Below are 12,652 nucleotides of genomic sequence, written 5' to 3' on the forward strand. Positions count from 1 at the left end.
CATTTAAGAAGACATTAGGAGTAGGCGGCATGAGTCAGGATTGGGATGCCGGTCGGCTGGACAGCGACCTTGAAGGCGTAGCGTTCGATACCCTGGCGGTGCGCGCCGGCCAACACCGCTCGCCGGAAGGCGAGCACGGTGATCCAATGTTCTTTACCTCCAGCTATGTGTTCCGTACAGCCGCCGATGCGGCTGCGCGGTTCGCCGGCGAGGTTCCTGGTAACGTCTATTCGCGCTACACCAATCCGACGGTGCGCTCGTTCGAAGAACGAATCGCGGCGCTGGAGGGGGCGGAGCAGGCAGTCGCCACGGCTACTGGCATGGCGGCCATTCTTTCGGTGGTGATGAGTCTTTGCAGTGCTGGAGACCATGTGCTGGTGTCACGCAGTGTATTCGGCTCGACCATCAGCTTGTTCGAGAAGTACTTCAAGCGTTTTGGTGTTGAGGTTGATTACGTACCCCTGGCGGACCTGTCCGGCTGGGATGCGGCAATCAAGAGCAACACCAAATTGCTGTTTGTCGAGTCGCCATCCAATCCCTTGGCTGAGTTGGTGGACATCGCCGCACTGGCCGAGGTAGCGCATGCCAAGGGCGCGATGCTGGTGGTCGACAACTGTTTTTGTACTCCTGCGTTGCAGCAGCCGCTGAAGCTTGGCGCGGACGTGGTGGTGCATTCGGCGACTAAGTTCATTGACGGTCAGGGCCGTTGTATGGGTGGTGTGGTCGCCGGCCGCAGCGAACAAATGAAAGAAGTGGTGGGTTTCCTGCGTACTGCAGGGCCGACCCTGAGTCCGTTCAATGCTTGGATTTTCCTCAAGGGGCTGGAGACTCTGAGCTTGCGGATGCGTGCCCACTGCTCCAATGCCCTGGCCCTGGCGCAATGGCTGGAGCAGCAGGATGGTGTCGAGAAGGTGCACTACGCAGGTCTTGCCAGTCATCCTCAGCACGAGCTGGCCAAGCGCCAGCAGCGTGGTTTCGGTGCGGTGGTGAGCTTTGAGGTCAAGGGCGGTAAAGAGGGCGCCTGGCGCTTTATCGATGCCACTCGGCTGATTTCGATCACTGCCAACCTGGGCGACAGCAAAACCACTATTACCCATCCGAGCACCACTTCCCACGGGCGTCTGGCGCCTCAGGAGCGTGAGGCTGCGGGTATTCGTGACAGTCTGATCCGCATTGCGGTGGGGCTGGAGGATGTGGCTGACCTGCAGGTCGACCTGGCTCGCGGTCTGGCAGCCTTGTGATCGAGTTGTCCACGCCTCAGGGTGGCGTTAATGGTCGTGTTGCGCTGGTCACCGGCGCGGCGCGGGGCATTGGCTTGGGGATCGCTGCATGGCTGATCAGTGAAGGCTGGCAAGTGGTGCTGACCGATCTGGATCGGGAGCGCGGTTCCAAGGTTTCCAAGGTGCTGGGTGAGAATGCCTGGTTCATCACCATGGACGTGGCGGATGAGCAGCAGGTGGCTCAAGGGGTTGCCGAGGTGCTGGGGCAGTTTGGGCGCCTTGATGCCCTGGTCTGCAATGCTGCGGTGGCCGATCCGCACAACATCACCTTGGAAAGCCTGGACCTGGCCTACTGGAATCGGGTGTTGGCGGTGAATCTTGGCGGGCCTATGCTGCTGGCCAAGCATTGCGCGCCTTATCTGCGTGCCCATGGCGGTTCTATCGTCAACCTGGCTTCTACTCGTGCTCGGCAATCGGAGCCCGACAGTGAGGCCTATGCGGCGAGCAAGGGTGGTTTGCTGGCCTTGACTCACGCCCTGGCAATTAGCCTGGGGCCGGAAATTCGGGTCAACGCCGTGAGTCCTGGCTGGATCGACGCTCGTGATCCAGCGGTGCGACGCGCCGAGCCTTTGTCTGATGCTGATCACGCCCAGCATCCAGCGGGCAGGGTGGGGGCGGTGGAGGACGTGGCAGCGATGGTGGCTTGGCTGCTGTCGCGCAACTCGGGATTCGTTACTGGTCAAGAGTTCGTGGTGGACGGCGGCATGACCAAGAAAATGATTTATCAGGGATGATGCGGTCTTGGCTTTTGCCTGAGCCTCACAGTGTGTCGCTTGCAGCTGTTTCTGAAAAAAACTTCAAGCCTGCTATTGACTTAGCTTCGGTACCTGCGTAAATTTCGCGGCCTCAGCGAAGCAAAGGGTGATTAGCTCAGCCGGGAGAGCATCTGCCTTACAAGCAGAGGGTCGGCGGTTCGATCCCGTCATCACCCACCATTCCTGAGAGTCTTTCGAGAGAAAGGCGGAAGCTTCCAAGGAAGCCTCCAACCGACGCGCAGCGGTAGTTCAGTCGGTTAGAATACCGGCCTGTCACGCCGGGGGTCGCGGGTTCGAGTCCCGTCCGCTGCGCCATATTTTCCAGATCAGGTTGACCTGGTTTGAGATTGAAAAGTCCAAAAGCTTTTTAGTCAGACGATTTAAACGGTTCACATGGACGCAAGTCCAAGCGATACGCAGCGGTAGTTCAGTCGGTTAGAATACCGGCCTGTCACGCCGGGGGTCGCGGGTTCGAGTCCCGTCCGCTGCGCCATATCAGTTTCAAGGACCACTGAACGCCTTGAAGCAACGAAGAAAGCCAAAGGCTTGATTCGCATCGATAGCAAAGGCCCTGGTCGAAAGACCGGGGTTTTTTGTTTTTGCAATGAGCTTGGTGCAGTTGTGCAATTTGAGTGGAAATGTCCGAGCATAAAAAAAACCGCCTGTTGGGCGGTTTTTTTATGGTGGCAGAAAGGCCGTTTATCAGAGGCCGAACTTGTCTCGTAGACTGTAGTACCAGGCTCCTAGTGCAGTGAATGGAGTGCGCAGCAATTGGCCTCCAGGGAAAGGGTAGTGGGGTAGATCGGCGAAGGCGTCAAAACGCTCTGCCTGGCCTCTTAGGGCTTCTGCCAGGACCTTGCCCGCCAGGTGGGTATAGGTCACGCCGTGTCCACTGCAGCCCTGGGAGTAGTAGATGTTGTCTCCCAGACGACCAACCTGTGGCAGGCGCGACAGGGTTAGCAGGAAGTTGCCGGTCCAGGCGTAGTCGATCTTCACGTTTTGCAGCTGCGGGAAGGCCTTGAGCATCTTCGGCCGGATGATCGCTTCGATATTGGCCGGGTCACGGGCGCCATACACTACTCCGCCGCCGAAGATCAGGCGCTTGTCGCCGGAGAGGCGGTAATAGTCCAGCAGGTAGTTGCAGTCCTCGACGCAGTAGTCCTGGGGCAGCAGGCTGGCTGCCAGCTCATCGCCCAAGGGTTCGGTAGTGATCACCTGGGTGCCGCACGGCATGGATTTGGCTGCCAGCTCCGGAATCAGGTTGCCCAGGTAGGCGTTGCCGGCGACGATGATGAACTTGGCGCGGACTTTACCCTGCGGGGTATGTACCACGGGGCTGACGCCGCGCTCGATGCGTACCGCTGGGGATTGTTCGTAAATGGTCCCGCCCAGGGATTCCACGGCAGCCGCTTCACCCAGGGCCAGGTTCAGCGGGTGGATGTGGCCGCCACTCATATCGAGCATGCCGCCCTTGTACTGGTCGCAGGCCACGACTTCACGAATGCGCCGCTCGTCCAGTAACTCCAGCTGAGTGTGGCCGTAGCGCTCCCACAGACGCTTCTGCGACTCCAGGTGACCCATTTGCTTGCTGGTCAGTGCGGCAAACACGCCCCCGTCTTTCAGATCGCACTGGATCTGATACTTGGCGACGCGCTCGCGGATGATACGGCCGCCCTCGAATGCCATCTGGCCCAGCAGTTGTGCTTGCTTGGGGCCGACAGTGCGTTCGATTACATCGATGTCGCGACTGTAGCTGTTGACGATCTGCCCGCCATTGCGCCCGGATGCACCGAAGCCGACCTTGGCGGCCTCGAGCACGGTCACCCGGAAGCCGTTTTCCAGAAGAAACAGGGCGCTGGACAGGCCGGTGTAACCTGCGCCTATCACGCAGACGTCGGTTTCAACCTCATCTTGCAATTGTGGGCGTTCTGGGGCCGCATTGGCGGAAGCAGCGTAATAAGACTGTGGGTAGGGAATGTTCGCCATCCTGCGACCTCATGTGTTTAATATATTTTACGAGTGCGTCGATGCTACCTGAGTTGAAAATCCGCTACCAGACAGGAAGAAAAACTTCTTCGTGGCCGCGAAATTAAAAAATTCGCATATTCATAGGCTTAGCTGCAAAAAAGGTGTTGACACCCCTTTGGAATTCCGTAGAATGCCGCCTCACAGCAGGCACGTAGCTCAGTTGGTTAGAGCACCACCTTGACATGGTGGGGGTCGTTGGTTCGAGTCCAATCGCGCCTACCAAACAAAATCCGCTCTGCTGGGCGGTCTAGAAGGGGTTCACCGAAAGGTGAGCCCCTTTTTGCTTTGGGCGTTTTAATTGTATTGCGAGGCGCTCTTCAGAACTTCGGTGCGATCACTGTTTTTCCGCATGGCGCTTCTTGTCCTGATGGCGGCCGGAGTGAGCGGGCCGCTTGGGGATGTCGGATCAGGGCGCTCGAATGAACTCCTTCCAGTGCTGAAACAACGCCGCGATATTGCTACTGGTCATCAGTGGCATTACCGCTTTTAACTGGTCGTCGCTCCAGTGCCTCCACTGCATCGCCAGAAGCCTCTCGATGCTACGTTCGTCGAAGCGTTTACGGATCGTCTTGAAAGGATTGCCGTCGACGATTGCCCAAGGTTCGACATCTCGTGTCACCAGGGCGCGGGTGTCAATCACTGCACCGTCTCCGATGTTGATGCCGGGCATGACAACGGCTTCGGAACCCATCCAGACATCATTGCCGATCACCGTGTCCCCAGCGGCTTCGTAGTCGTTTTGTGCGCCTGTGAACGCAGGCTCTTCGGACATCCAATAGAAGGGAAGGTGCTGATCCGCGCATTCCTATGCCCTTGGTTGCCGGCCATTATGAATGCCGCCCCTGAGCCCATTGAGCAGAAGCTGCCGATAATCAGTTGGTCTGCGTCTTCATCATGAAGAAGGTAGTTTGCGCAGTCATTGAAGCTGTGATCGTGCTAGTAGCCGGAGTAGTAGCTGTAGCGGCCCACCTGGATATCCGGGTGGGTTACTTGCTGATCAAGGGGGATGCCTTTGAAGGGGCTTTCAAAATAGTTGTTCATCAAGGTTTTTACGCCGTGTCTTCAATTGTCCTGGTCGTTGCCGTCCACGGTTCTTGTTGTGGGTGGCGGTCCTGTTGGCGAGCGGGTTGAGGATTTTTTACGTGCGGTTCCCTGTTTTCGCAGGTGAAGCTCGCCAACTTCTGGTGCAGGGAGCCGTCGTGATGGCCGGCTCCCGTGGCCGGGGGTCAGTCTTGGGCTATGAACGCGTTGCCGTTGAAACTGCGTACCGGGTTGCCGCGCTCCACTCGGTGGTGGGCGTCGCGGCGTTGCAGACGCAGTGCTTCCTCGGATTGCTGTTGCCGATCCGCCAGGCGCTGCAGGATCAGCAGGCGAGCAACGCGCTTGTTGTCGTGCTGACTGCGTTCGGACTGCACTTTCACGCTGATTCCAGTTGCCAGGTGCGTGGCACGCACGGCGGAGTCGGTGGTGTTCACGTGTTGCCCGCCCGGACCTGATGCGCGCATGGCTTCAAAGCGGATTTCGCCGTCCATGCTGTCTTGTGGAGCCTTGAACAGTTGCCCGGCGAAATACCAGTTTTTGCGTTTGTGTCCAGGGCGACACGGGCTTTTGCAGGTCCAGAGCAGGGTGCCTGTCCAGCGTTCAGCCAGTCTTGCAGCCTGTTCGCCATCAAGGCTGATCAGGGCCGACTTGTGGGTGTCCCGGGTTTGGCCGGGTACCTGTTCGACCAGGCTGGTACGTACGCCTTGTGCCTCGGCTTCGCGATACAGGAGGCGCAAAGCCTTGGTCACCGCCAGCTCGCACTCGGCAGGCCCCTGGGCAGAGGACAGCTGTAACAGCAGCATCAGCAGCACCCCCGGCGTTTGTAAGTCAGTACCGGCTTGAGCCGGGCGATGATCTTTACCAGGCCGGCGTCCCGCAGGCTGCCCACTACGCTGTCGATGCTCTTGTAGGCTTCGGGCGCTTCCTCATACATCAATCCGCGGTCCTCGCAGATCACTCGGCTGCCCAGTTGCGTGCGCTTGAGCTGGTCGAAACTGAAGCGGGTCGCCAGCCGGCCCTTGCAGTCGCTGCGCAGCCATTTGCGTCCGGCGCCGTGGGCCAGGGAGAACAGGCTGACAGGCGTCGGAGTGGGCTGTACCAGGTAGCTGTAGTCACCCCGGGAGCCCGGAATGACCACTGGGCCCTGGTCCGATGGTGTGGCGCCCTTGCGATGCAGCCAGCCCTCGACGCCATCGATATTCGCCGGGGACACCAGATTGTGGTTGATGTCCAGCACGGCGTGCCCCCTGGCCCGCAGGTTGTGCAGCAGGCGTTCGGCAATCAGTCGTCGGTTGGCTTCGGCGAAGCGCAGGGCCTCATCATGCTCTTGCAAGTACTGGACGCCAGCGGCGCTGGTCATCTCCAGGCCGTTGTGCCCGTGCTGATCCACATGGCGCCGCAGTATGGCCTCTCCCAGGCCGCGAGAGCCGCTATGCACCAGCAGCAACAAGGCTTTCGGATTCAGTTCCAGAGCCAGCAGGGCTGCGGTGTCGTACACCTGATCGAGCTGTTGCAACTCGGCGAAGTGATTACCGCCGCCAATGGTGCCCAGTGAGTGCTCGTGACCGGTGAGGGGCAGGCCCAGCTGGGCACGTTCTTCATCCCACTGTTCATCCAGAGGGAGATCGATATTGCCGATTTTCTTTTCCAGCTTGTCGAGATTGAGGCGGCTGCTGGAGAGGTCGGTTTGCCACAGCGCCATGCCGCAGCCGATGTCGTTGCCCACCAGTGCCGGATAGGCCACCTCAGTGGAAAAAAATGCTGCACCCACCGGGTAGCCTCGGCCTGGGTGCAGGTCCGGCATGCCGACGACCTGGCGCATGCCGGGCAGTTGGGCGGTGGTGTGCAGTTGCTGGAGCGCTTTGTCTTCGATCCAGGTGGTGTCGGAGGCGATAAGAGAGACGCCATTCGACAAATGACGGATGCAAGTGTCCATGTCCAATTCCTGATTGGAAAAAAATATTCAGGTAGTGGCAGGACGGAGCGGGGTTAAGCGAAGGCGCTAACGGGTAGCGGATACAGCGTTTAAACCAGGCACGTCCTGCAAGGGGTGATCAGCTGTTGCATCGTGGATCTCCTTGGCAAAAGTGTGGGAAGGGGCGCGAAGGTTAATCCTTTGCCTGAGGCCTTGCAATGGGGTTTGTAAACAAAAGGCAATTGGCATCGCGGCTTCTTTTTTTCTGCTCAAACGCCTTTTCTCCGCCGTGTGAGCGATACTCTCGCGTTTTATGGACGAGGTGGCAGCATGCGGGTTTTGATGGCGGTGATGGTTGCGGTGTTGTTGGCCGGCTGTGCAAGTTCCACTATGGACGATGCCCGGACAAGAACGCCCAACAAGACCCTGACCTCGGCCAAGGCCGATCAACTGGTGGCGCAATGCGTACAGTTCGCCTGGCAGGATGAGGCGGTCTTTGGTGTGGATGCGGCTGCCTACCTGCAAGCTGGCAAGGTAGGCGGATATACGGTGTATACCCGTGCAGCTGAAGTCTTCGTGGATATCAAGGCCGAGCCCTCGGGCACCGCTGTCCACTATTACGCGATCGAGGACAGCTCTGTTTCGAAGCGTCGATTGGCTGCGTTGGCGACCTGTCTGTAAGCCCAGGCAGCGCTTCAGGTGTAGGCGCTCAGCCTTTCTGTCAGCAAACCCGGCAATCGCCGGGTTTTGTTGTTTCTGGGTGCCGTGTTTTCAACGCAAGTTGTATGGCTTGATATTTTCTCTCGGCAGAAAGTATGAGTTTTAGTGTAGAAAAGCGTGTAATACATTGACTCTTTAAAGTGTCAGTTCAAATAAAGAAGTCTAGTATTTAATAGGGCTGGCGCTGAATTGTGTAAATTGTTCTGGATGGTTAGTTTGTGATGTGGTGAAAAAATCGAGAAAAGTGCGCTAAGTTAAAGGTGCTCAACAAGGAGCAAGACTTACTTAATCAATGGAGTGAAAGATATGAACAAGCCACAAGCTCAAGTTAAACATGGTCGCGTTGTTTCGCCTTCCAGTCGTGGTGCGGTTGCAGTAGAGCTGGGATTGCTGGGAACCTGGCAGGTGAATGAAATGGAAGGCGGGAAAAACTTTCCGGCTCTGACCGCCGGGCCTTTCCCGAAACCTTACGACAGCGATGTCGGGAGCGCGGTACCTCCCGCAGATGGCCACATTCTCAGTGGTGGCAAGGTGGATGAGCGCGACTGCATCAACTTCACCAACGAGGAAATGTCGAAGAAAATCAATCGTGCCTTCAGCTGGCCGCTGCTCAATGTGGACCCCGGTCAGGTATTCCGGGTGCAATGGGAGTACACCGCGCCTCACGTCACTCGTGGCTACAGCTGGTTCATCACTAAAGATGGTTGGGACCCGAAGCAACGCATCAGCCGTGCACAACTGGAGCCTCAGGCTTTTTATCAGGATTTTTATACCGAAGTTCCATTCGACAAGTTTGGCTCGGTATTGAAGGCCAAGACTAATCATGAAGTTGTGCTGCCAAAAAACAAGAAAGGCCACCATGTTGTGGTGCTGGTGTGGGTTGTCGCCAATACCGGAAACGGGTTTTATCAGGCCTTCGATCTGGACTTCAAGTAAGTCTCGGTCGTGCAGCCCCCTTTAACAGTTCTGAAGGATTAGAGCGTGAATAAAATCGATTTTGCATTAAACAAGAGTCAAGCTGCCGATGCGGCCTCCATGATGCCGAGCATTGCCGGCAAGAAGATCCTCATGGGCTTCTGGCATAACTGGGCCGCCGGTTCTGCCGACGGTTATCAGCAGGGGCAATTTGCCAATCTGAGCCTGCTGGATGTTCCCAAGGAGTACAACGTGGTGGCGGTGGCCTTCATGAAGGGCAACGGCATTCCCACCTTCAAGCCCTACAACCTCTCGGACACCGAGTTCCGGCGTCAGGTCGGTGTGCTTAACAGCCAGGGGCGCGTCGTGCTGATTTCCCTGGGTGGTGCCGATGCGCATATCGAGTTGCGCAAGGGCGACGAGCAGCCTTTGGCCAACGAAATCATCCGTCTGGTGGAGACTTACGGCTTCGATGGCCTGGATATCGATCTGGAGCAGAGTGCAATCGACTATGCCGACAACAAGAGTGTGTTGCCGGCAGCCTTGAAGCTGGTGAAGGATCACTATGCCGGTCAGGGCAAGCATTTCATCATCAGTATGGCGCCGGAGTTTCCGTACCTGACCAGCAATGGTAAGTACGTGGCTTACCTGCAAGCCCTGGAGGGCTACTACGACTTTGTCGCGCCGCAATACTACAACCAGGGTGGCGATGGACTCTGGGTGCCGGAGGCCAATGGCGGGCAGGGCGCCTGGATTGCCCAGAACAATGATCAGATGAAGGAAGACTTCCTGTTCTACCTGACCGACAGCCTGGCTTCGGGCTCTCGCGGTTACACCCGGATTGCGGCGGACAAGCTGGCAATCGGCTTGCCCAGCAACGTCGATGCCGCGGCCACGGGCTATGTCATCGATCCCGCGGCTGTGAGTAATGCGTTCAAGCGGCTGCAGGATGCTGGTCATGCCATCAAGGGCTTGATGACCTGGTCGGTGAACTGGGATGCCGGAGTCAGTCGGCAAGGCGTGCCGTACAACTGGGAGTTCCGCAACCGTTATGCGCCGTTGATCCATGGCGATGGCGCAGAGCCCGAGCGTCCCGGGGCACCTGGCAACCTGCAGGTTCTGGGAACCACTCGTAGCAGCGTCACCTTGAGCTGGGGCGCCTCCAGTGGTGTGCGTCCGGTGGAGTTCTACACCCTGTATCGCGATGGCAATGCGGTGGGCCAGTCGACTTCCCTGGGCTTTGAAGACAAGGGGCTGAGTGCCGATACCCAGTACAGTTACTTCGTTACGGCCACTGATACTCAGGGTCGTGAATCGTTGCCCAGTCGCAGCCTGAGTGTCAGGACTGCGGGTGGCGCCGTCGATCCGAGCTTTCCTGAGTGGAGTAGCAGTCAACGCTATCTCCGGGAGGACGGAGTGAGCTACGAGGGCAATCATTATCTCTGCCTTCAAGAGCACACTTCAAACCCGGCATGGACGCCCTCCGTGGCCTTCACCCTGTGGAGCAAGGTGTTGCAGGAGCGTCATGGCTGAACAGTGATGTCGTTGTTTTTCTCAACGGCAAGGCGGCCCGCACGGATGTTGTCGATCCGAATGCGGGTCGCCTTTTTTTCCTGAAGGCTGTCCATGGATGATCGGCGGCAGGTGGATGGGCGTGGCGCCTGGTGTGGCATTGGCTCAGTTGTAATCATTGGTAAGCGGGGCTGCACTTGGGATCGGCTTGAGCGTAGTCTCGCGGCTCGATCAATGAGCAATGGACTTTTGCCATGTTTCAAATGAATAACCTAGTTCCGGAAATGCTGGTCACGGACCTGGAGCGCAGTCTGATTTTTTATCGCGATACCCTCGGTTTCAAGGTGGAGTATCAGCGTCCGGAACACTTCTTTGCCTTTCTCTCCCTCAACGGCGCTCAGTTGATGCTGGAGCAGGATGATCAGGAGGAATCAGAGTGGCGCGTCGGCCCCTTGCAGGCGCCTTTTGGCCGAGGCATGAACTTGTCCATCGAGTGCCCGGACATTCGCCAGATGGCTGCCGCTCTGGCGCATGCCGGTATCGTCCTGCGCAGGGAAATCCAGGAGTGCTGGTACCGGCATGACGAGTTGCTGCATGGTGAGTTGAACCTGCTGGTGCTTGATCCGGACGGCTACCTGCTGCGGTTCACTGAGGATTTGGGGTTCAAGCCAGCGGTCGGCGCCTGACCGCCGAGCCCGGGTGCGACGCCTGTATTGCTGAGGCGCCGCGTACCGGGAGGCCGCGGTTGGTATTTGCCAGAAAAGGGCGATAGTCAGTGCTTGACGACAATCCAGTGGGCGGGAATCTGTTATAGCCGCAATCCGGTCAGGGCATGCAGGTGTTCTGTAGGAGAGGTTCAAGGCAAATAGGGCACGCGCCGCGCCAGCTGTTGGGCACAGGCAGGGAGCGGGTGCTCATTGGATTCATGGGGTTTCGCGTTTGTCCGGGGCGGTCAGTCCGGCTTGAATGCGTTGATAAATTTCCTCGCGGTGTACCGCGACGTCTTTTGGCGCGTTGATACCGATGCGGACCTGTTGGCCGCTGACGCCGAGAATGGTGATCGTAATGTCGTCACCGATGTTTATGCTTTCACCGACTTTGCGGGTGAGTATCAGCATGATCTTCTCCTTGATGGCTTTGTAGAGCACCAGATTCAAACAGTGCAGAGGTCGGTCTTAGGTATAGATTAGTGCGAAGTTCCACTGAGTGGGTGCCTCTTTCTGACGCGCAGACGATCTATTAATTCCCAAGGCGCAACTATACAGAGGCAATAAATATCATTCTTCCTGTTTCGGCCTGATTTTGTGACGAGGTCTCTTTTGTCTTGAGTGCTAAAATCGCCGCCTCAGACTTTCTAGGGGTAGGTTGTGCGCACAGTAGCGATGATGATGGCGGTGTTGGCGTTGGCCGGTTGCGGTGAAGGCAAGCCAGTCGAGGCGAACAAGAGCACTTTGGCGACGACGCAGGTTCAGCCGGTTCAGGCTTCTACCGCGCCGCAGTGGGATGTGTGGGTGGGCAGCGAACTGCCCCTGGCGGTCAGTGATCTCACAGGTTGGCTGATCGAGCACGGGATCATGTCCAATGTGGTGACCGTGGAAGGCAAGAAGCGGGTGCTGCTCGGGCCTTTTGCGTCCCAGGCCGAGGCCGAGGCAAAAAAGACCGAAGTGGTCGAGAAACTCATCAAGGCCAAGAAGCGTGACATCGATGTCACGGTTATCGAGCACCAGGCTGCACAGTAAGTAAGTCTGCTCCCGCCTTATCGAGAGGCGCCCATATCAAGGGGCGCCTCTGGGTCAGCCGCAGGCCTTGAGGTTGACGGTTCCGACAAACTCGTTTCCACGCCCCATCACGCAGGCCACGCTCTGATTGCGTTGGCGCTCCCAATCCTGCACCGGATAGGTTTTGTTCCAGGCTTCGAAGAGCTGTCGATCCTGTTTCGACAGGCGCAGACCGTATTGCTTGCTCATGTAGAAGTAGGTGCGGGCGATCATGCCGCGAATCGAGGGGCGGGGCATGACTTTCTTGGCCTTGAAGTCCACCTGGGTCAGGCATGAGCCATATTGCCCGGATTGCTCCGGCAGCCAGCCGAAACTGAAGTTGCTGCGGTCGCCATTCACTTCGCCAATGCTTGGTACCAGGTTATGCAAGTCCGCTTCGGCCCGCTGATAGACCGGGTCGGTACGGGTGCAATTCTTGCGCCCGCCTTGCTGCCAGCATTGGCGCTGATGACCGATCTGCCAGGCCGGCACTATGTGTTCCCATTCGATGCGCTCTGCGCGCTTGGCGTTCTTGCGCGGTATATAGCCGCAAGCGGCGAGGTTTATCCGGTTGCCGTTGTACTTGCAGCCGCAGTAGAACTCGGTTGATTGGGGGGCATAGAGTTTCCAGGCGACTTTCTTGGCTTCGCTGAAGGTGCGTGGGGCATCGGCTTGGGCGGTGAAGGTGATGAAAAACAGCAGTACGGCAAAACAACGGACACTCATCAA

Annotated in this window: 12 protein-coding genes, 4 tRNA genes and 1 pseudogene; 11 read left to right on the forward strand and 6 right to left on the reverse strand. The window is 57.8% G+C overall.

What is annotated here, in order from left to right:
* Positions 1-29: 29 nt before the first annotated feature.
* The 5 genes from WIN67_RS10800 to WIN67_RS10820 all read left to right on the forward strand — a co-directional run bounded on the left by WIN67_RS10800 (position 30) and on the right by WIN67_RS10820 (position 2,528).
* Positions 30-1,241 carry an O-succinylhomoserine sulfhydrylase gene (locus tag WIN67_RS10800; protein WP_273924343.1) on the forward strand — a complete coding sequence of 404 codons (1,212 nt, stop codon included), beginning with the start codon at positions 30-32 and terminating at the stop codon, positions 1,239-1,241.
* Positions 1,238-2,014, forward strand: a complete 777-nt coding sequence (locus tag WIN67_RS10805; protein WP_102882498.1) for an SDR family oxidoreductase — start codon at positions 1,238-1,240, stop codon at positions 2,012-2,014. The genes WIN67_RS10800 and WIN67_RS10805 overlap by 4 nt, the downstream gene beginning before the upstream one ends.
* Positions 2,015-2,139: 125 nt before the next feature.
* A tRNA-Val gene (locus WIN67_RS10810) sits at positions 2,140-2,215 on the forward strand.
* A 58-nt stretch (positions 2,216-2,273) separates the two neighbouring features.
* Positions 2,274-2,350: transfer RNA gene (locus WIN67_RS10815), tRNA-Asp, on the forward strand.
* A gap of 101 nt (positions 2,351-2,451) precedes the next feature.
* Positions 2,452-2,528: transfer RNA gene (locus WIN67_RS10820), tRNA-Asp, on the forward strand.
* A gap of 209 nt (positions 2,529-2,737) precedes the next feature.
* Here the strand turns inward: WIN67_RS10820 and WIN67_RS10825 are convergent.
* Positions 2,738-4,021 (reverse strand): NAD(P)/FAD-dependent oxidoreductase, encoded by a 1,284-nt coding sequence (locus tag WIN67_RS10825; RefSeq protein WP_170002263.1) that lies wholly within the window; start codon positions 4,019-4,021, stop codon positions 2,738-2,740.
* A gap of 187 nt (positions 4,022-4,208) precedes the next feature.
* Here WIN67_RS10825 and WIN67_RS10830 point away from each other — a divergent pair.
* Positions 4,209-4,285, forward strand: a tRNA-Val gene (locus WIN67_RS10830).
* A 184-nt stretch (positions 4,286-4,469) separates the two neighbouring features.
* On the opposite strand, the pseudogene WIN67_RS10835 reads toward WIN67_RS10830, so the two are convergent.
* The 3 genes and pseudogenes from WIN67_RS10835 to WIN67_RS10845 form a co-directional block, all read right to left on the reverse strand.
* Positions 4,470-5,104: pseudogene (locus WIN67_RS10835) on the reverse strand (CatB-related O-acetyltransferase).
* Positions 5,105-5,289: 185 nt separating this feature from the next.
* Entirely contained in the window at positions 5,290-5,907 is a 618-nt protein-coding gene (gene prfH, locus WIN67_RS10840; RefSeq protein ID WP_273924344.1) for a peptide chain release factor H, read from the reverse strand.
* Complete coding sequence (locus WIN67_RS10845) at positions 5,907-7,040, reverse strand: RNA ligase RtcB family protein (RefSeq protein ID WP_339071202.1); 1,134 nt, start codon at positions 7,038-7,040, stop codon at positions 5,907-5,909. The genes prfH and WIN67_RS10845 overlap by 1 nt, the downstream gene beginning before the upstream one ends.
* 309 nt (positions 7,041-7,349) lie before the next feature.
* Between WIN67_RS10845 and WIN67_RS10850 the strand changes: the two genes are divergently transcribed.
* The 4 genes from WIN67_RS10850 to WIN67_RS10865 all read left to right on the forward strand — a co-directional run bounded on the left by WIN67_RS10850 (position 7,350) and on the right by WIN67_RS10865 (position 10,852).
* Positions 7,350-7,700: a hypothetical protein gene (locus WIN67_RS10850; RefSeq protein ID WP_102882495.1), complete on the forward strand. Its 351-nt coding sequence runs from the start codon at positions 7,350-7,352 to the stop codon at positions 7,698-7,700.
* Between the two features lie 345 nt (positions 7,701-8,045).
* Positions 8,046-8,675 (forward strand): lytic polysaccharide monooxygenase auxiliary activity family 9 protein, encoded by a 630-nt coding sequence (locus WIN67_RS10855; RefSeq protein ID WP_102863640.1) that lies wholly within the window; start codon positions 8,046-8,048, stop codon positions 8,673-8,675.
* A 45-nt stretch (positions 8,676-8,720) separates the two neighbouring features.
* Positions 8,721-10,187 (forward strand): carbohydrate-binding protein, encoded by a 1,467-nt coding sequence (locus tag WIN67_RS10860; RefSeq protein ID WP_422394678.1) that lies wholly within the window; start codon positions 8,721-8,723, stop codon positions 10,185-10,187.
* 233 nt (positions 10,188-10,420) lie between these two features.
* Entirely contained in the window at positions 10,421-10,852 is a 432-nt protein-coding gene (locus WIN67_RS10865; RefSeq protein WP_339071203.1) for a VOC family protein, read from the forward strand.
* A gap of 237 nt (positions 10,853-11,089) precedes the next feature.
* Here the strand turns inward: WIN67_RS10865 and csrA are convergent, their stop codons facing one another.
* A complete protein-coding gene (gene csrA / locus WIN67_RS10870; protein WP_007920550.1) occupies positions 11,090-11,284 on the reverse strand; it encodes a carbon storage regulator CsrA in 195 nt (64 codons plus the stop codon).
* A 264-nt stretch (positions 11,285-11,548) separates the two neighbouring features.
* On the opposite strand from csrA, the gene WIN67_RS10875 reads away from it, so the two are divergent.
* Positions 11,549-11,905 carry a penicillin-binding protein activator LpoB gene (locus tag WIN67_RS10875; RefSeq protein WP_102882493.1) on the forward strand — a complete coding sequence of 119 codons (357 nt, stop codon included), beginning with the start codon at positions 11,549-11,551 and terminating at the stop codon, positions 11,903-11,905.
* Positions 11,906-11,959: 54 nt separating this feature from the next.
* Here WIN67_RS10875 and WIN67_RS10880 read toward each other — a convergent pair whose 3' ends face one another.
* Complete coding sequence (locus WIN67_RS10880; protein ID WP_123392612.1) at positions 11,960-12,649, reverse strand: endonuclease; 690 nt, start codon at positions 12,647-12,649, stop codon at positions 11,960-11,962.
* Positions 12,650-12,652 lie beyond the last annotated feature (3 nt).

This window comes from Pseudomonas idahonensis (assembly GCF_037903935.1).
In the GTDB taxonomy this organism is placed as follows: Bacteria; Pseudomonadota; Gammaproteobacteria; order Pseudomonadales; family Pseudomonadaceae; genus Aquipseudomonas; species Aquipseudomonas danubii.